Below are 19179 nucleotides of genomic sequence, written 5' to 3' on the forward strand. Positions count from 1 at the left end.
TTGTGCGGAAAAAAACTTTTTATTTATTAATTATGCTAATGTTTGCTTAAGAAATAGAATTCGTAATGTAAAAGAAAAGTTGAAGAAACTGGAGGTGTGTTTATGGATCAACATTTATTTTTATTTGGTGGAAGTCCGCCCTTTGGAAGAATTCATGGAAAGCAGTTTGCTAGTCTCTGTAATCAAAAAAATGGACATGTAGCGATATTTTGTTTAAATCGTAAAGGCTGGCAAACTTATATGCCTCAATATCAGCATATTTTAGAAGAAGAAGGTGTAACTGATTTTCGCTATTATTTATTAGAAGAGACGAAGTCAATCCGTAGTGAAAAAATAACTGGCATTATTATATGTGGCGGTGACACACTGTCCTATCATCACTATATCGTAACTAAAAGGGTAGGGGAGGAAATAAAGCAACTTTTTCAAGAAGGAGTGCCAATCGCAGGCTTTTCTGCGGGTGCTTTGATCTGCTCAGAATATTGTATGGTTTCCCCGAGCGATTATAAAGGAGATAAGCTGATGATTTTAAATGGCTTAGGTATTTTACAAGATTATATTATCGCTGCTCATTATTCAAAATGGAATGAAAAGCAGAACCTACTTGCTGTGATGACTGAAACGAAGACAGAGAAGGGGTTGGGCTTGGATGATGAAGCAAGTGTATATTTGAAAAATGGCCATATTGAATCGTTAGAAGGTAAGAATGTACATATCGAGAAAGGTTGGAGTTTTGAATGATAATCAAAGAGCTTTCCGTAGATGATGCGAAACAACTTGTACAATTAATGGAGGATGTAGAGGCAAGCAGTCCTTATATGTTGATGGAAGCAGGGGAAAGAACATTAACAGTTGAAGGAGCAGAGGCCATTATTAATAGAGATAATATAACGGTTATTGGTGCCGAAGATGAAGAACGATTGATTGGGTATACACTTGTGATCAAAGAAACGGTACGAAAGAAAAAACATTGTGCGAGTATTGTTGTCGGTGTTCATAAAGATTACAGAGGAATGGGAGTTGGAGGGCAATTATTACAGGCGGTACTAGCATGGGCCAATCATCAAGCTATCATGCGGATTGAATTGACAGTAGTATCAGAAAATGAAGCAGCACTTGCACTATACAAAAAAATAGGTTTTGAAGTAGAAGGGTGAAGCGAAGATCGTTATTAATGGACGGAGAATATTATGATGAGTATTATATGGGGAAATTATTTTAAAAGAATTGAATAAAAAGAGAGAGATGATAGAACTCAACCTAATATAATTCAAGACACTTGAAAACATAAGAGATAGGTAAATAGAGAATATCCACTCAAGTGGATACACCACAATAGAAAAAGCAAGTCCACATAACTCTTGGCGATTGCTAAAAGATATGTGGACAAGATATTATGCTATGATTCAACTTTTGATTATACTAGAGCCGATTTGCTTCTTATCTTTCTAATTCGGCTTCCGTAACCCATTTATGGTTTTTGACTTTTTCCACACCAGTGGTTGGCGTATAGTCAATCATATAAACGGTTGTGTCTTCACTTGAAGCGATTTCTACTTCTGCGCCCTTCATACCTTCCATATGATCAGCAGTAGTCACAGCGGTTTCTCCCTCTTGTAATGGTGCTTCACCTGGTTCTTCAAGTTCTTCATGAATAATCCATTTGTGATTTTTCACAGGGTCACCACCAGAAGTAGGGGTATAGTTTACTGCATAAGCTGTTGTATTATAGGCGCCAACAATCTTTGCCTCCGCACCTTCCATGCCTTCCATATGTCCATTTTTTATTGTAACTGTAGAGCCCACAGCGTAAGTGGGTTCATCCGCTTTTTCTAGGCCTTCCGGGATTTCACCATCACTAGAATGATCCATTCCTTCATGGTCCATCTCTTCATGATTCATTTCTTCTTGTTCGTTCGTTTCATCATTAGTTGGTGATGAATCATTGTTGTTAGTACAAGCAGCTAAAAATACCATTGCCAACAAGGCAATTATTCCAACGGTTAGTTGCTTTTTCATTTAGGTCATCTCCTTTAATGGATTTGCAATTATTATAAATCGTAAATTTGCAGATTATATGAAGGAATATTGTCTTCTTCATTCTGAACAAAAGGAAAGATTATGATACCCATTTATATCCAATTCCCCATACGGTTTGTAAATGCTGATCAATAGGGAAGTCGACTTCACGTAGCTTTTCTCTTATATTTCGTATATGTGAATCAACTGTTCGATCTTCGATATATACACCGTATCCCCAAATTTTCGTAATGAGATGTTCGCGAGAGAAAACATGATTTTGATGAGATAAAAAAAGCTCAAGTAACACAAATTCTTTTTGCGTGACAGGGATTTTTTTCTTTTGATAGTAAAAATCATAGGATTCCTTATTTAACTGTAGTTCTTTAAATATGATTTCACTGCCAGTTGATTTTGTTCTTCTTAAGACAGCTTCGATTCTAGCGATAAGTTCTTCTTCATCAAATGGTTTTGCAATATAATCGTCGGCACCAATGGTTAGCCCCTTGACGACATCTGGTTTACTTCCTTTCGCTGTTAACATAATAATCGGCACATCACTTTGTTGTTTAATCAATTGACATAGATCCCACCCGTCCATATCAGGCATCATTACATCAATGATAACTAGTTCAATAGCGTGATCTTCCATATAATTAAGCGCACATGCACCGGAAGTTTTTTTTATACAAGAAAACCCGTTCTGTGATAAATATAGGTCTAATAAATCAAGCATCCGCATTTCGTCATCTACTAAAAGTATCTTTCTCATTTAATACCGCTCCTTTTAACATGATAGTAAAAGTTGTCCCGGTTTTTGAGTTGCTTTTGACAGTAATCTCACCATTATGGGCGTTGACTAATTCTTTCACAATCGAAAGACCAAGACCAGAACCTCCTTTACATGAATCGTTGCTATATGTTCCACGATAAAAGCGTTTAAAGATATGTGGAAGATCTTTTTCTTGAATGCCACTTCCGTTATCAATAATTCTTAAGTATAAATCTTTTGTATTCGTCCATATTTTTAATGTTGTTTCCGTAGCTGTTTGACTATATTTCAAAGAATTATCCAAAAGGTTATAAAGCATTTGTTCTACTCTAGCAGAATCGATATTCACATTAATATCTTTTTGGGGCATTTCCACATGTAATCTCATGGATTGATGCAAGAAAGATGGTTCAAATTTATGATGTAAATGGGCTATGAATTCGCTTAACTGAATGGTTTGTTTCTTCATTTCAAAGCCGTATTGATCTATTTTTGCTAATTCAAATAAGTCTTCTACTAGTGTATTTATTCTTTTGGCTTCTTCCTGAATGATGGATAAATATTTATCACGTTCTTCAATGGAGAGATTCTTTCTTTGAACAATGTCAGCATATCCTTTAAGGTAAGTGAGCGGTGTTCTTAATTCATGAGAAATAGTAGCTAAAAATTGACTGCGTTCTTCCTTTAAATGCATTAACTCACTTGCAAGTAGGTTGATGGTTTTTGCTAGTTTACCAAGTTCATCATTTCCTATATCAGGTAGAGATATGGAGAAATCGCCACTTTTTATTTGTATCGTGGCTTCTTTCATCTTATTAAGCGGTCGAACTAAAGCGATAGAAAGCAATATTATAATCACAATCGTTAAGATAGCTGTGATTAATCCGGTAATAAAAAAATGATTATTTAAACGATCAATCAGTGCTTGAATAGAATCAGTGTTTTGGAACATGAAAACGTATCCTTGATTAGGAATAGAGCTTACAGTAACAATATAGGGTTGATTTTTCCAATCATTTTCTACGACACCGTTTTGTAGCTTCATTCCTGATGAAATTATTTTTTTTAAATCAATTGAAAGTGAGGAAGCAAGTACACTTCCCTTTAAGTTTGTAACCATCACATCCGTATTGGCTTCCTTTTCCATTAGGGCTACATGCTCAATTGTATCTGCTTCAAAACTTGTCTTTAACGTATCTCTATGAGCGTCTCCCCTAGATTGTAAGGCAAAAAGTTCCTCTTCCACTCGCGACTCAACTAAGGAAGAGTGAAGAAAGAAAAATAGAAAGAGTTCTAAAGTAAATATAATCAAGAAAAATATAAGTCCTAGTTTTACGGATAAATTCTTCATAGCATCACCTATCGCATATTATAGAGAATAGTTGTGGAGAATGTGTGCAGAGTGACTTGTCATATCTTAGCTTGTTTCGTACATAAGTATAGAGCAGAAAGCAAAAGAATAGTCACTTTCGGAGTGGAAGGTTGTGAAATGATGTACCGTGGTAAAAATAAATTCACCTCAATTATTATCGTGCTTGCTTTAACACTAATGATATATTTAATTATGAATGTATTTAAGCATACCGATGTCTATATCGTATATCGAGCAGGAATTGGGACATTTGTAATCACGGGGTTTATCATTACTGCAATTGTTGTTCTATATATAAAGGGAAATTCATTTGGTAAAAGACGATAGAAAGGGAGAGGTAATTCAAGTTTAAAAATTTACGTACTTCCTGTATGCCTAAGTTCCTTTTATTGTCCTTGCATACTTTATCATATGCTGGTTGAAGATTGGCATGGAGAATAAGTAACGGAGATTTACTCAAAAGGGTTTGTATTTGTTCAGAACTCAAGAAGAGAAAAATAGCTAGAAGTTTTAGCATATTGGCACACGAGAAAAGGAATGTACGACATGATACGTGGTGTATCATATGCATATCTAATCTAATACAAAGCAAGATTTTGTCTTGCCATACTTAGAGGCTTCCAAATATTTAGTTGGAAGCCTTTTTTGTGTAGATATAAATTAATCTTCAACAATTATAAGGGGTTCAATCTATGTATGAAAGGTGTGATTCTGGAGACATTATGTGAATACGATGCAGGGGCTAGGAGGATTGTAGATATGTTTGGATTACCGATAAAATGTTTGCCTCTTTCAACATTTTTTTATTATCCCTATTTAAATTCAATTAGCCAAAAAGGTTGCTATAGACCCACTCGACTAGTGATTGCTATGATAAATATAGCTATTGAAGGGTGTGTTTTTTAGTGGATGAACAAAAATATAAGAATTTAAAAATTGGTGAAAAAGGTGCAAAGTTAAGTATTATTGTCTACATAATACTATCGGTTTTTAAGTTGACCGTTGCCTATATGACAAACTCAGCTGCGCTAAAAGCAGATGGATTAAATAATGTGACAGATATTATTGCGAGTATTGCCGTATTGGTGGGCTTAAGAATTTCACAACGGCCTCCCGATAAAGATCATAAATATGGACATTGGAAGAGTGAAGCAATTGCCTCCTTGATTGCTGCTTTTATTATGTTTGCTGTCGGTGCAGAGGTAATTATTGGAGCGTTTTCCTCTTTAGTAAATCAAACATCCGAAGCTCCTAATGCGATTGCTGGATATGTGGCTTTATTGGCTGCTGCAATAATGTTTGTTGTGTCTACTTACAACCAAAAGTTAGCAAAAAGCATTGATAGTAAATCACTATATGCAGTGGCAATGGATAATCGCTCTGATGCTCTTGTTAGTATTGGTGCTGCAATTGGTATATTTGGATCTCAACTTGGATTACCTTGGTTAGATACTGTGACAGCTGTAATAGTTGGGTGTTTGATTGTTAAAACAGCTTGGGAGATCTTCAGGGACTCTACACATCAATTAACAGACGGCTTTGATGAGGATAAGATTGAGGAATATGAAAATGCCATTCATGCGATTGAAGGTGTGAAAGAAATAAAGGAAATCAAAGGGCGTTTGTATGGAAATAATATCGTTGTAGATGTGATTATTTGTGTAGAAGGAACGATGGATATTAATCTTGCCCATGATCTTGCTACATTAGTTGAAAAAGAATTAATCGAGAATCATCATGTTTATGATGTCCATGTTCACGTTGAGCCTCATGAAACTTGTGAAGATGGGGGCTAATCGTAAATAAAAGAAGCTCATCTGAATAAATTCGGGTGAGCTTTTTTACTATTGTAGAACAAAACAATTTACAAAAGGGGAAATTCTAATTGACCAAATACAGTCAGTAAGCGTTAAAATAATTAAGTTAGAACAACAAGAAATAGAGGAGAGAATGGATGCAATCATTTGGAAAATTATTAAATTACATAAAGCCATATTGGTTTTTTGCTTGTTTGGGCCCTTTATTAATGTTTATTGAAGTAAGTATGGATTTACTTCAGCCCACAATCATGCAACATATGATTGATGACGCAATTGCTAATAATAACACGGAGCTGACGATTCAGCTTGGTATTTCTATGATCATTGTCGCCATCATCGGATTAATTGGTGGGATTGGTTGTTCTATTTTCAGCACAAAAGCTGCTGTCCATTTTTCAACAGACATAAGAAAGGATGTATTTAATCGTATTGTCCAATTTTCAAGTAGGGACGTGGATCGATATGGTTCGGGTAAGCTCATAACGATTGTAAGTAATGATATCAGTGTTTTACAGCGTGCGATATTAATGACGTTAAAAGTTTTTGTAAGGGGACCATTATTGTTCATAGGTAGTGTCCTAATCGTCTTTTTTACTGCAAGAGAACTCTTTCCAATTGTTATGATTGCTGTGCCGATCTTATTTATTATTATTATTTATTTCACAAAAAAATCAGCAGCTTTATTTAAAAAAGTGCAAGAAGCAATCGATGTCATCAATACGCGCTTACAAGAAAATTTAGCCGGTATTCGCGTTGTTAAAGCATTCGGAAGGGAAAACTTTGAAAAGAAGCGCTTTGCCGAAAAAAACAGCATGTTAACGAAGGTCAATATTTCAGCAGAACAATTGATTGCTCTCATGATGCCATTGTTGCTTTTTATTGTGAATTTAGGCATTGTGGCTGCTTTATGGCTTGGTGTAATAAAGGTTGATGGAGGAGCAATTGAAGTGGGAGCAATCCTTGCTTTTATAAACTATATGACAATTATTATGAATGGCTTGATGTCCAGTAGCCATGTGTTGATGTTGATAACAAGAGCTTTCCCTTCAGCTAATCGCATACAAGAAGTACTTACGGTTGAGCAAGATATGGTTGACGGTGAATATACCATTGTTAATCAAAAAGAGGATCATTTACTATTTAAAGATGTTGCTTTTAGTTATAGCAAAAATGGGGAGTATGTGCTGAAAAATTTGAACTTCACTATTCAACGAGGTAAGACATTAGGAATCATCGGTCCAACTGGTAGTGGAAAGACAACGATAGCCAAACTAATTCCTCGATTGTATGATGTCGATCATGGGCAAATCTTTTTGAACGGTGTTGATATAAAAAATTACACCAAAGAAACGTTACGGAAACAAATCGGTTTTGTCAGCCAACGTGCACTATTATTTTCTGGTACTATTGCAAACAATTTAAAAGATGGGAAAACCGATGCATCACTAGAAGAAATGAAACAAGCGGCAAATGATGCATGTGCAGTCGAGTTCATTGATAAATTGGATGAAGGTTATGAGTATGAAGTGGCGCAAGGAGGGAAGAATTTTTCCGGTGGTCAAAGACAAAGACTTTCCATTGCTAGAGCATTTATTAGGGAGCCAGACTTGCTCATTCTTGATGACTCAACATCCGCCGTTGATGCACTATCTGAAAAGAAAATTCAACAAGCATTAAAGCAGCGTCATTCGACGAAAATTATTATTTCATCAAAGATATCTTCCATAAGAGAAGCTGATGAGATTCTTGTTCTTCATGAGGGTGAGGTTGTGGCTAAAGGTAATCATGATACGTTGTTAGAAGAAAGTGGAGTGTACAAGGAGATTTACCAAACACAAGGGGGAGCCGGCCATGAATAATCAACCAAAAGAACAAAAAACACTAGATTTTGGCCGAGGACCTAGCCGCATGAATGGGAAAGGTGCAACACCGAAAAAATTTACAGGGACATTGCTACGTATATGGCAGTATATGAAACAACAAAAGTTAAGAATGATACTTGTTGTTTTTATGGTGTTATTATCAACTTTATTTACATTAGCTGGTCCTTATTTAATCGGTGTCATTATTGATGATTATATTTTAAAAGGTGATATTACAGGTACCATTGTCATGTCCGCCATACTTGCATGTATATATATCCTTATATCTATTACCACATGGGCACAAGCGCTCATAATGGTAAATGTGTCATTATTAACAATAAAAAAAATCCGCCAGGAATTATTTGATCAGCTCCAAAGTTTATCATTGAAATTTTTCGATAAGCGTTCTTATGGCGAATTAATGAGTCGAGTAACAAATGATATTGATCAATTACATGCAGCACTTAGTCAAAGTGTGATTCAAATAGTTTCATCCGTTTTAACAATTACCGGGGTAGCGATAGCGATGATTGCTTTAAATGGTGTGATGGCCATTGTGGCATTCTTGGTGATTCCACTTATGTTTTTAGCAACTAAAGCGATTGTGTCTTATAGCAGTCGTTATTTTTCTGCGAGACAGCGAGATCTTGGCGAAGTGAATGCGAAAGTGGAGGAGTCCATCTCTGGATTGGAGATCATTTCATTATATGGCAAAGAGGATGATGTTCTTACTTCTTTTAATTATCAAAATGAGTCGTTACGAACTTCTTCTATTCGTGCTGAAATATCTTCAGGATTTCTTGGCCCAGTGAATAATTTTATGAATAACTTGGGGTTAGCCTTTATTATATTTACAGGCGCGTTACTAGCGATTGTAAATATGGCTTCGATAGGGATGATTGCATCATTTGTGACGTATTCTCGCAATTTTTACCGTCCAATTAATCAGTTGTCAAATTTGATTACCACCTTCCAATCCGCCATTGCTGGTGCAGAGCGTGTATTTGAAGTTTTAGATGAAAAAACTGATATAGTTGATAGGCCCAAAGCTTTGAAGGTGTCTGCATTGTTAGGAAATGTTGAATTTAGGAATGTTTCTTTTGCTTATGAGAAGAAAGAGGTTTTATCATCGCTTAATTTTAGTGTGAAAGCTGGAGAGACCATTGCCATCGTTGGTCCAACTGGTTCGGGTAAAACAACAATCATTCAATTACTCGCTCGTTTTTATGATGTTACAAAGGGTGCAATCTATATTGATGGTGCAGACATAAGAGACTATGAAATCCGTCTACTTCGTAAAAATATCGGAATCGTCCTACAAGATTCTTATTTATTTTCTGGAACAGTTATGGAGAATATTCGTTATGGGAAGCTTAAAGCAAAAGATACAGATGTAATAGAGGCAGCCAAGCTTGCGTCAGCTCATGCCTTTATAAAACATCTCCCTAAAGGATATGATACGTTAATAGAAAGTGGCGGCAGCAATTTAAGTCAAGGTCAAAGGCAGCTTCTTTCTATCGCAAGAGCTATGCTTTCGAATCCCAATATTCTAATTTTAGATGAAGCCACATCGAGTATTGATACACAAACCGAAATTCATATTCAAAAGGGATTAGCACAATTAACGAAGGGGAAAACGACATTTGTCATTGCCCATCGCCTCAAAACAATTGAGAATGCCAATCATATTATGGTCATTAAGGATGGAGAAATCGCTGAACAAGGGACTCATCAGCATTTGTATAATCAAAATGGTGTTTATGCAGAAATGTATAACCAGCAGTTTTTAAGTCACTGATGTTATATACATACAATAATAAGGTGAAGGATTAAACGAGCACAAATGATAAACTTGTGTTATTTAATCACATATTGTATGAATGCGAATTTAAGGTGTCTTCATCTTAATCAATATCTTATGTAGAGAGGATTGTTCGTCCAAAGGAGGACCAACATCCTCTGTTTTATTTAGAACATGCTATTAGTCATGTTAAACGGTGTTTTTTTATCCTGTATTGTAGATTTTGTCTACTCATACCAAGTTCTTTTGCCGTATTGGTAATATGGTGCTGGTTTCTTATAAGTGCTTGTTGAATAAAATGGCGCTCGGCTTTTGTTAAATAGTCATTTAAAGTGTGGCCAATGTGTTCTTGCTTATTACTGTCGACAGGGTGATCGAATACTTTCTCTTTTTTTAAGAATGGTTGGGATTGTAATCGATGTCGATAATGAAAAGGTAAGTGATGATAGGTAATCGATTCTTCATATTCGATTAAGTTCATTGCGCCTTCAATAAGATGCTCTAGCTCTCTGACATTACCTGGCCATTCGTAATGAAAAAGGTTTGATAAAAGGGATGAATCAATATCTTTTACGCCCATTGCAAACTTCTCATTGTACTTATGAATGAAATGGTATACCAGTTCCTCTATGTCTTCTCTGCGCTCTTTTAACGGAGGGATGGATAAAGAAACAACACCTAACCGATAATATAAATCTTTTCTTAAATGTCCATTCGTAATTGCATCAATCGGATCCTCATTGATTGTAGCGATAATACGGACATTAAATGAACGGTCTCGTGTATCTCCCACCCGCCTTACTTTTTTCTCTTGTAGAACTCTCAATAATTTTGCTTGTAAGTGAATATTTAAAGAATTAATTTCATCCAGTAGAAGTGTACCACCTTCTGCTTCTTCAAATAATCCAGGCCTTTCGATTGCTCCGGTAAATGCCCCTTTTTTTGTGCCAAAAAGCAAGCCTTCTATCAGATTATCTGGTATGGCTGCACAGTTTTGCGAAATAAATGGTTTATGTGCCCGCTCACTTGCGTTGTGAATACTCTGAGCAAATAGTTCTTTTCCTGTACCTGTGTCACCGATGATTAAGATAGAAGAATCCGTACGCGTTGCTCTTTTGCTTGCTTCGATCACTTCAGTTATGGCTGGACTATGACCAATGATACTTTGGAAAGTAAAGCGAGTTTCTTCTCTTTGTTGTCTATTCTCTCTGATTAACTTTTCTAATCTTGTAATATCACGGGCAATCTCCATTGCGCCAATACGCTCGTTTTCGAAGAAAATAGGTAAAGTATGATTAACCGTAGTAATTTCTAGTCCTTGATTATTGTAATAACTTTGCTTTGCGTTCTCGATTTTAATGCCTTTTTCAACAGCTTCAAGCAAACGACTTTCTTCATTATGTTCAAATGAAAAAACATCATGTAAGTTTTTATATAGTACTTCGGCTTTAGCCATCCCTTCAATTTCAGCCATTTTCCGGTTATAAATGACCGTATTTCCGCCTTCATCAACGACATGGACACCAGCGTCAATTTCATCTAAGACTTTATCATAATAGTAATTCATTCGTTTTAGAAAGTTGTTCATGAATGTCCCCCCTGTAATTATTTATTATACACATTCGCAAAAATATTTTGCAGAAGATAGAAAAATATTTTTGCGAAAAGAAAAATATTTTTGCACCCAATAGGACGAAAATATTGTTAATTCGCATTTTTAGTAATTGGCACGTTATTTGCAATAATAATGGGGAACGATAAAAATAGAATAAGAGAAATACAATATAGAGTAGGAGGAATTTCGAATGGTACAGCCATATAAACATGAACCATTTACTGATTTTAGCGTAGAAAGTAATCAAGCGGATTATTTAAAAGGACTCGAAACGGTTAAATCCTATTTAGGTCAAGACTATGATTTATTAATTGATGGCGAAAGAATCTCTACAGATGAGAAAATCGTATCTATCAATCCAGCAAATAAAGAAGAAGTTATTGGTCGTGTGTCAAAAGCAAATCAAGCATTAGCAGAAAAAGCAATGCAATCGGCTGTGAGGGCATTCCAATCTTGGCGTAAAGTAAAGCCAGAAACGCGTGCCGATGTTTTGTTTAAAGCAGCTGCAATTATTAGAAGACGTAAACATGAGTTTTCCGCTCTTATGACAAAAGAAGCGGGTAAGCCTTGGAATGAGGCAGATGCTGATACAGCAGAAGCCATCGATTTCTTAGAATATTATGCACGACAAATGCTAGCGATTAAAGATGGTGTACCTGTCAATAGCCGACCGAATGAATACAATCGTTATGACTATATTCCACTTGGGGTAGGAGTTATTATTTCTCCTTGGAACTTCCCGTTTGCCATCATGGCTGGTACAACAGTCGCTGCAATTGTGGCGGGTAATACAGTGCTTTTAAAGCCAGCTTCAACTACACCAATCATTGCGGCTAAATTTGTAGAGGTATTAGAAGAAGCTGGATTACCTAAAGGCGTACTTAACTTTGTACCAGGAAGTGGTGCAGAGGTAGGTGACTATTTAGTTGACCATAAGGATACTCGTTTTATTTCATTTACAGGCTCAAGGGATGTGGGTCTTCGAATTAACGAACGTGCATCGAAACTAAATGATGGTCAAATCTGGATTAAACGTGTGATTGCTGAAATGGGAGGTAAAGACACGATTGTTGTTGATAAAGAAGCTGATTTAGAGCTTGCTGCTCAATCAATCGTCGCTTCTGCTTTCGGATTTTCAGGCCAGAAATGCTCAGCCTGTTCGCGAGCAGTCATTGTAGAAGATGTTTATGATCAAGTACTAGCAAGAGCAGTAGAAATCGCGAAAGATAAACAAGCGGGTAATCCTGAAGATCGAAGTAACTTTACAGGGCCGGTTATTGATCAATCAGCGTTTAATAAGATTATGAGTTATATTGAAATTGGAAAAGAAGAAGGAAAGCTTATGCTCGGTGGAGAAGGCGATGATTCTAAAGGTTATTTCATTCAACCAACGATATTTGCGGATCTAGATCCACAGGCGCGTATCATGCAGGAAGAGATTTTTGGTCCAGTAGTCGGTTTTACAAAGGCAAAAGACTTTAATCATGCAATCGAGATTGCGAACAATACAGAATATGGCTTAACCGGAGCTGTTCTCACGAATAATCGTGAACATATCCAACAAGCAAGAGAAGATTTCCATGTGGGTAATCTTTACTTTAATCGTGGTTGTACGGGTGCAATTGTTGGTTATCAGCCATTTGGTGGTTTTAATATGTCAGGTACAGATTCAAAAGCAGGCGGACCAGATTATATTATGCTTCATATGCAAGCAAAAACAACGTCTGAAATGTATTAAAGTCAATCAAGGTTAGAAAGGGATGATCATCCCTTTCTAGCAATCTATTAATCAAAACTGGAAGGATGTCGATAAAGATGAAAAATACAGTACAAACAAAACACCTGATCGAACAATCTGAAAAATTTGGTGCGAATAACTATCATCCACTACCAATCGTAATTAGTGAAGCTGAAGGGGTCTGGGTAAAAGATCCTGAGGGTAACAAATACATGGATATGTTAAGTGCTTATTCAGCAGTTAACCAAGGGCATCGCCATCCGAAGATTATTCAAGCGTTGAAAGATCAAGCAGAACGCGTGACATTAACATCAAGAGCTTTCCATAATGATCAATTGGGTCCTTGGTATGAAATGATTTGTGAGTTAACAGGCATGGATATGGCTTTGCCAATGAACACAGGTGCTGAAGCAGTGGAAACAGCTATAAAAGCAGCTCGTCGATGGGCTTATGATGTAAAAGGAGTAGCTGAGAACCAAGCAGAAATCATCGCTTGTATAGGAAACTTTCACGGCAGAACGATGACAGCTGTCTCCCTTTCTTCAGAAGAGGAATACCAAAAAGGTTTTGGCCCGATGCTTCCAGGAATTAAGCTAGTTCCTTATGGAGATATTGCTGCGTTAAAAGCTGCTATTACGGAAAATACGGCAGCATTTTTAATTGAACCGATTCAAGGGGAAGCTGGAATTGTTATTCCTCCAGAAGGGTTCTTAAAAGAAGCGCGTGAATTATGTAAAGAGAAGAATGTCTTGTTCATTGCCGATGAGATTCAAGCTGGGCTTGCACGCTCTGGAAAAATGTTTGCTTGCGAATGGGAAGGCGTAAGTCCTGATATGTACATTCTAGGTAAAGCTTTAGGTGGAGGAGTCTTCCCTATTTCTTGTGTAGTTTCAAGCAAGGAAGTTTTGGGTGTCTTCAATCCGGGCTCACACGGCTCAACTTTTGGTGGGAACCCGATGGCATGTGCGGTTTCTATGGCTTCCATTGAAGTGATTAAAGAAGAGAAACTTGTAGAGCGCTCTTTAGAGCTAGGTAACTATTTTGTTGATCAATTGAAGGAAATTAAAAATCCAATGATTAAAGAAGTGCGTGGACGTGGGTTGTTTATCGGGGTTGAGCTTACTGAACCTGCACGTAAATATTGTGAAGCGTTGAAAGAAGAAGGGCTTCTTTGTAAAGAAACACATGATACGGTTATTCGTTTTGCACCGCCACTTATTATTTCTAAAGAAGATCTTGATTGGGCAATTGAAAAAATAGTAAAAGTTTTAGGATAAGACAGTTTTTAATAAATTATTAGAATAATTTTTCTATATATGATATTATCTTAATAATCACTTTAACGCTGTAAGAGGAGAAAGATACAATCAATCACTTTTATCTTTCTCCTAAACCTTTATTTCATGGAAGTTATCAAACTTTTAAAAACGTAAACGCTTTCTTTTTTTAGAAAAATCCTGTTCGCATTTGTTTATTGGTAAAGAGTATTCATTAATAAAACATGATAGTAATATAACTTATTGCAAACAAATTCAGCTAGAGATTTCTCACCAAAGAAGAACTGGCCATACTGTTCATTCGTGAGAAGTCCTTGTACATATGTACAAGGCTTTTTGTGTATCTATAGAGTCAGTCAAAGGTGAATTTTTGTAAAATTTTCTAAAGTCTAAAAGGGATGATTTTATGAACTATAAAGATCAAATTCAAGAATGGTTTAATGAATTTCATAACCATCCAGAACCTAGTTTTAAAGAGTATGAGACAACCAAAAAAATTGTGTCTATACTGAGTGATTTAGAGGTTGATTATCAAACTTTTGGGGATTTAACTGGTGTAATAGCAGAGGTGGGAAGTGGAGATGAAGTAATTGCTGTTAGGTCGGATATAGATGCCCTCTGGCAGCAAGTAGATGGTATGTATCGTGCTAATCACTCATGTGGGCATGATGCACATATGGCTATTGTTTTAGGTAGTATTCTTTATTTGGATAAGCAAGCTTTAAGTAAGCGCATACGTTTTATTTTTCAACCAGCTGAAGAAAAAGGAAATGGATCTCTAGAAATGATTAAGCATGGCGCGATGGAAGATGTCACACATTTGTTTGGCATCCATCTCAGACCACATGAAGAATTATCTTTAGGACAAGTATCCCCATCCATCCATCACGGAGCATGTGTCACATTAGAAGGGAAAATTAGTGGTGAAGATGCCCATGGCGCCAGGCCTCATCAAGGAAGAAGCGCAATTGATGTAATTGCTACGATTTATCAATTTTTAAAGAATATCTATTTGTCTCCGTTTGATGCGTATTCTGTCAAATTAACTAATATTCAAACAGGTGGAGCAAGCTTAAATATCATTCCAGGTCATGCCACCTTTGGTATCGATATAAGAGCGCAAAAAAATGAACAATTAAAAGAGCTACAAACAAAAGTGAGTAAAGGGTTAGGCGATATTGCGACATTGTTTGATGTCGATATTTCATTTGATTGGATAGATTATACCCCTGGTGCAGTCGTCTCTCAACAAGCAGAGGAGATGGCAATACAGGCAATAACAGAGGTATTAGGTTCAGAAAGTGTGGCTCCCCCACTCATTACCCCGGGAAGTGATGACTTTCATTTTTATACGATCAAACATCCAAATGTCCATGCAACAATGATTGGTTTAGGTGCTGACTTAAAGCCGGGATTACATCACCCGCAAATGAATTTTAACCATACAGTATTGGACCAGGGTGCTCGAATAGTAGCAGCCTTGTTGAAAGCATAATTAAAGTGAAAAATATAAATGGGAGGATTTCTATGAAACAGGATCAAAAAATGACATTCGGTATGGCGCTAATTCCATTAGTTGTCATGATAGTAACAATGATGATTGCGGTTATTTATTTAGATCAAGGACCTCATATTCCATTAATTATTGGAACAATTACGGCTGCATTAGTTGCTTGGAAAGCAGGATATAATTGGAAGCATATTGAGGAATCGATGTATAAGGGGATTAAACTGGCATTACCTGCGGTCATAATTATCATGTTAGTTGGTTTAGTCATCGGTTCTTGGCTTGGTGGTGGTATTGTAGCAACAATGATTTACTATGGATTAAAGATTATCACCCCATCTTTGTTCCTCGTCTCTATAACGATTATATGTGCAATCGTTTCTTTATCAATTGGCAGCTCTTGGTCAACAATGGGAACGATAGGTGTAGCGGGAATGGGCATAGGCATGAGTATGGGCATCCCAGCTCCGATGATAGCTGGTGCGATTATTTCAGGCTCTTATTTTGGTGATAAGATGTCTCCGTTATCAGACACAACAAATTTAGCATCCGGCTTAACAGGTACTGATTTATTTGATCATATCAAACATATGTTATTTACAACCGTTCCTGGTATTATCATTGCATTAGCGGTTTATTGGTTCTTAGGCAAAGACTTTGGTAAAGGAGGAGCCAATCCAGCAGAAATTAATCAAACAATCCTTGCCTTACAAGATTCTTTTGTTATTTCACCATGGTTATTACTTGTTCCCCTTGTAGTTATTATTATGGTAGCAAGAAAAGTTCCGGCAGTACCAGCATTAATTGTAGGTATCCTCCTAGGCGTTCTTTGTCAAATCTTTGTACAAGGTGGTTCGCTATCTGAGGCAGTATCAGCTTTACAATCCGGTTACAAAATGGAAAGTGGAAATGAGATGGTTGATGGTCTCTTTAATAGAGGAGGTCTCGATTCGATGATGTACACCGTCTCCATGACGATTGTGGCCATGACGTTTGGTGGAATATTAGAAAATACAGGTATGCTACAAGCGATAGTCAATCAAATCTTAAAGCTAGCTAAGTCAGCAGGTAGTCTTGTTGCAACCACTATTGTATCTGCCTTTGCAACAAATGCGACGGCATCAGAGCAATATATTTCAATTGTTGTTCCTGCAAGGATGTTTTCCAAAGCATATCGCGATAAAAATCTGCATTCAAAGAACCTATCCAGGGCCCTAGAAGATGGGGGAACTTTAACCTCTGTATTTATACCATGGAATACATGTGGAGTGTTTATTCTTGCCACACTCGGAATAGGTGCATTAGAGTATGCACCCTATGCTATCCTGAATTTCATCGTCCCGATTATTTCTATCATTTATGCTTTTATAGGATTTACCATTGTTAAAATCACTGATGAAGAGAAAAGGGCATTGGAAAAAGAAGAAGAAGCATCATTAAATGCATAAACATAATGAAAGAGGGAGCCGAGTTTTTTCTTCGGCTTTCTTCTTTTATTGATAAGGAGAGAGAAATATGAAGATTACATCCATCGCTATCTATGCGATTCGTCTACCATTAAAACAACCGTTTGTCATCAGTTATCATACATATAAAGATATGCCATCCATTATCGTAAAAGTGGAAACGGATGAAGGTCTCATAGGCTACGGAGAAGCAGTACCTGATGAGCATGTGACAGGAGAAACATGGGAAGGCACTTATCAAGTAATTAAACATACACTTGGACCTGCCATATTAGGTATCAATCCAATGGAAATTGAAAAGGTACATGAAATCATGGACAAGCTCATTTATCAAGCACCTGCTGCTAAAGCTGCGATCGATATTGCTTGTTACGACTTAATCGGTAAAAAACTACAAGTGCCCGTGTATCAGCTCATCGGTGGACGTTACCATGTGCAATTTCCCATCACGCATGTGTTAAGTATTGGTGAGCCAGAAAAAATGGCGACAGAAGCACTGGAACAAGTCTCTAAAGGTTATACATCATTTAAAATTAAAGTAGGTAGAGATGTGAATGGGGACGTAGCAAGAATTAAGGCAGTTGCTGATAGCGTTAAAGACAAAGCCGTTATACGAGTGGATGTAAACCAAGGTTGGCAAACAGCGGCTGCTACTTTAAAAGGAATTAAGGCATTAGAAACGGTAGATATAGATTGGCTAGAGCAACCGGTAAGAGCAGATGATATTGATGGTATGGCATTTATTAGGTCTCATTCAACAGTTTCCCTTATGATTGATGAAGGACTAAAGGGAGCAAGAGAGTTGAAAGAGATTATTCAGAAAAATGCCTGTGATCGTATAAACATTAAGTTGATGAAGTGTGGTGGTATATTGCCAGCAGTTAAGCTTGCATATCAGGCAGAACTAGCCGGGATTGAGTGCCAGGTCGGATCAATGGTAGAATCATCGATTGCTTCAAGTGCAGGTTTTCATGTGTCATTTTCTAAAAAGAATATTACAAGTGTAGAATTAACCGGACCACTGAAGTTTACTAAGGATATCGGTGACTTACATTATGATATTCCTCATATTTCTTTAAAAGATCAACCTGGATTAGGCGTAAATATTGATGAAGAGATTCTAAAAGAATTGACTGTATTTGAAGATGTATTAAAGGAGAGTTGAAGAGATTGAATGTAATCATGAGAGAAATGACAAAGCAAGGCCCATCTTATGAAGTTACAAATCTAGAAGAACAGCATATTGAACAAATTTTACAATTGCAACAAAAGGTTATCCATGCCCTTCCGGATAAAAAAGTATTACAGCCTTTAGCGAAAGAGGAGTTCCTCAATATTTTAAGGGGAAATGGAAAAATGGTTGGTGCTTGGGTCAAAGAGCAATTAATTGCCTTTCGCGCATTGCTAATTCCACCTGAAAATGATCCTGAGCACCTTGGTCTAGATGCTGGTGTAACGGATTTATCCACGGTTATCTATCAAGAAATATCTAATGTAGATCCTATGTATAGAGGGAATAAATTACAGCAAAAGCTTGCTCAAATTTTAATGGAACAATTGAAAAAAGAATCACATCAGTATAGATATGTTTGTTGTACAGTCGCTCCTTTTAATTACCCTTCACTTAAGGATAAGTTTGCCCAAGATATGCAAATCATTGATCTTAAGGAGAAATATGGGGGTAGCCTTCGCTATGTTTTTATGAAAGATTTGCAAGCTACTAAAGTTGTCCAACAAGGAGAAGTGATTGAAATAAAGATGGATGATATCACCAAACAACAGCAATATTTACAGTCTGGTTGGCGCGGGGTGAAAATGATCATAGCAGAACAGGAGACAAAAGTGGTTTACACCCGTTTTAATGAGGCAGATTTATAAACGAAATAGTTTGACATTTAGGGTGAAGCGATGTATCTTAAATAATAAT

Annotated in this window: 16 protein-coding genes; 12 read left to right on the forward strand and 4 right to left on the reverse strand. The window is 36.7% G+C overall.

All coding sequences use genetic code 11. The annotated features are described in order from the left end of the window. Positions 1-102 precede the first annotated feature (102 nt). A complete protein-coding gene (locus MKX78_RS05990) occupies positions 103-741 on the forward strand; it encodes a Type 1 glutamine amidotransferase-like domain-containing protein (protein ID WP_341050227.1) in 639 nt (212 codons plus the stop codon). Then, positions 738-1157: a GNAT family N-acetyltransferase gene (locus MKX78_RS05995; RefSeq protein ID WP_341050228.1), complete on the forward strand. Its 420-nt coding sequence runs from the start codon at positions 738-740 to the stop codon at positions 1155-1157. Before MKX78_RS05990 ends, MKX78_RS05995 begins: the two co-directional genes overlap by 4 nt. A 283-nt stretch (positions 1158-1440) precedes the next feature. Here the strand turns inward: MKX78_RS05995 and MKX78_RS06000 are convergent, their stop codons facing one another. The 3 genes from MKX78_RS06000 to MKX78_RS06010 all read right to left on the reverse strand — a co-directional run bounded on the left by MKX78_RS06000 (position 1441) and on the right by MKX78_RS06010 (position 4142). Beyond that, positions 1441-2019: a YdhK family protein gene (locus MKX78_RS06000; RefSeq protein ID WP_095370189.1), complete on the reverse strand. Its 579-nt coding sequence runs from the start codon at positions 2017-2019 to the stop codon at positions 1441-1443. A 100-nt stretch (positions 2020-2119) separates the two neighbouring features. After that, positions 2120-2791: a response regulator transcription factor gene (locus tag MKX78_RS06005; RefSeq protein ID WP_095370188.1), complete on the reverse strand. Its 672-nt coding sequence runs from the start codon at positions 2789-2791 to the stop codon at positions 2120-2122. Continuing rightward, positions 2766-4142, reverse strand: a complete 1377-nt coding sequence (locus MKX78_RS06010; protein ID WP_341050231.1) for a HAMP domain-containing sensor histidine kinase — start codon at positions 4140-4142, stop codon at positions 2766-2768. Before MKX78_RS06010 ends, MKX78_RS06005 begins: the two co-directional genes overlap by 26 nt. Before the next feature lie 138 nt (positions 4143-4280). On the opposite strand from MKX78_RS06010, the gene MKX78_RS06015 reads away from it, so the two are divergent. The 4 genes from MKX78_RS06015 (at position 4281) to MKX78_RS06030 (ending at position 9646) form a co-directional block, all read left to right on the forward strand. Further along, entirely contained in the window at positions 4281-4490 is a 210-nt protein-coding gene (locus MKX78_RS06015) for a hypothetical protein (protein ID WP_157733767.1), read from the forward strand. 578 nt (positions 4491-5068) lie between these two features. Beyond that, positions 5069-5959 carry a cation diffusion facilitator family transporter gene (locus MKX78_RS06020; protein ID WP_095370184.1) on the forward strand — a complete coding sequence of 297 codons (891 nt, stop codon included), beginning with the start codon at positions 5069-5071 and terminating at the stop codon, positions 5957-5959. A gap of 158 nt (positions 5960-6117) precedes the next feature. Beyond that, positions 6118-7842, forward strand: a complete 1725-nt coding sequence (locus tag MKX78_RS06025; protein WP_307317663.1) for an ABC transporter ATP-binding protein — start codon at positions 6118-6120, stop codon at positions 7840-7842. Continuing rightward, complete coding sequence (locus MKX78_RS06030) at positions 7835-9646, forward strand: ABC transporter ATP-binding protein (RefSeq protein WP_307317659.1); 1812 nt, start codon at positions 7835-7837, stop codon at positions 9644-9646. Before MKX78_RS06025 ends, MKX78_RS06030 begins: the two co-directional genes overlap by 8 nt. A gap of 187 nt (positions 9647-9833) precedes the next feature. Here the strand turns inward: MKX78_RS06030 and MKX78_RS06035 are convergent, their stop codons facing one another. Next, positions 9834-11237 (reverse strand): sigma-54 interaction domain-containing protein, encoded by a 1404-nt coding sequence (locus MKX78_RS06035; protein ID WP_095370181.1) that lies wholly within the window; start codon positions 11235-11237, stop codon positions 9834-9836. Between the two features lie 217 nt (positions 11238-11454). On the opposite strand from MKX78_RS06035, the gene pruA reads away from it, so the two are divergent. From pruA to MKX78_RS06065, 6 genes are all read left to right on the forward strand, one after another. Beyond that, complete coding sequence (gene pruA, locus MKX78_RS06040) at positions 11455-13002, forward strand: L-glutamate gamma-semialdehyde dehydrogenase (RefSeq protein ID WP_307317657.1); 1548 nt, start codon at positions 11455-11457, stop codon at positions 13000-13002. Between the two features lie 77 nt (positions 13003-13079). Then, positions 13080-14279: an ornithine--oxo-acid transaminase gene (locus tag MKX78_RS06045; RefSeq protein WP_095370179.1), complete on the forward strand. Its 1200-nt coding sequence runs from the start codon at positions 13080-13082 to the stop codon at positions 14277-14279. A 406-nt stretch (positions 14280-14685) separates the two neighbouring features. Continuing rightward, positions 14686-15774: an amidohydrolase gene (locus MKX78_RS06050; RefSeq protein ID WP_095370178.1), complete on the forward strand. Its 1089-nt coding sequence runs from the start codon at positions 14686-14688 to the stop codon at positions 15772-15774. Positions 15775-15806: 32 nt separating this feature from the next. Continuing rightward, positions 15807-17234: a Na+/H+ antiporter NhaC gene (nhaC, locus tag MKX78_RS06055; RefSeq protein WP_095370177.1), complete on the forward strand. Its 1428-nt coding sequence runs from the start codon at positions 15807-15809 to the stop codon at positions 17232-17234. 67 nt (positions 17235-17301) lie between these two features. Further along, entirely contained in the window at positions 17302-18417 is a 1116-nt protein-coding gene (locus MKX78_RS06060) for a mandelate racemase/muconate lactonizing enzyme family protein (RefSeq protein ID WP_095370176.1), read from the forward strand. 5 nt (positions 18418-18422) lie between these two features. Next, positions 18423-19130: a GNAT family N-acetyltransferase gene (locus MKX78_RS06065; protein WP_370873372.1), complete on the forward strand. Its 708-nt coding sequence runs from the start codon at positions 18423-18425 to the stop codon at positions 19128-19130. Positions 19131-19179: the final 49 nt, after the last annotated feature.

This window comes from Cytobacillus sp. FSL R5-0569 (assembly GCF_038007265.1).
Taxonomy (GTDB): domain Bacteria; phylum Bacillota; class Bacilli; order Bacillales; family Cytobacillaceae; genus Cytobacillus; species Cytobacillus kochii.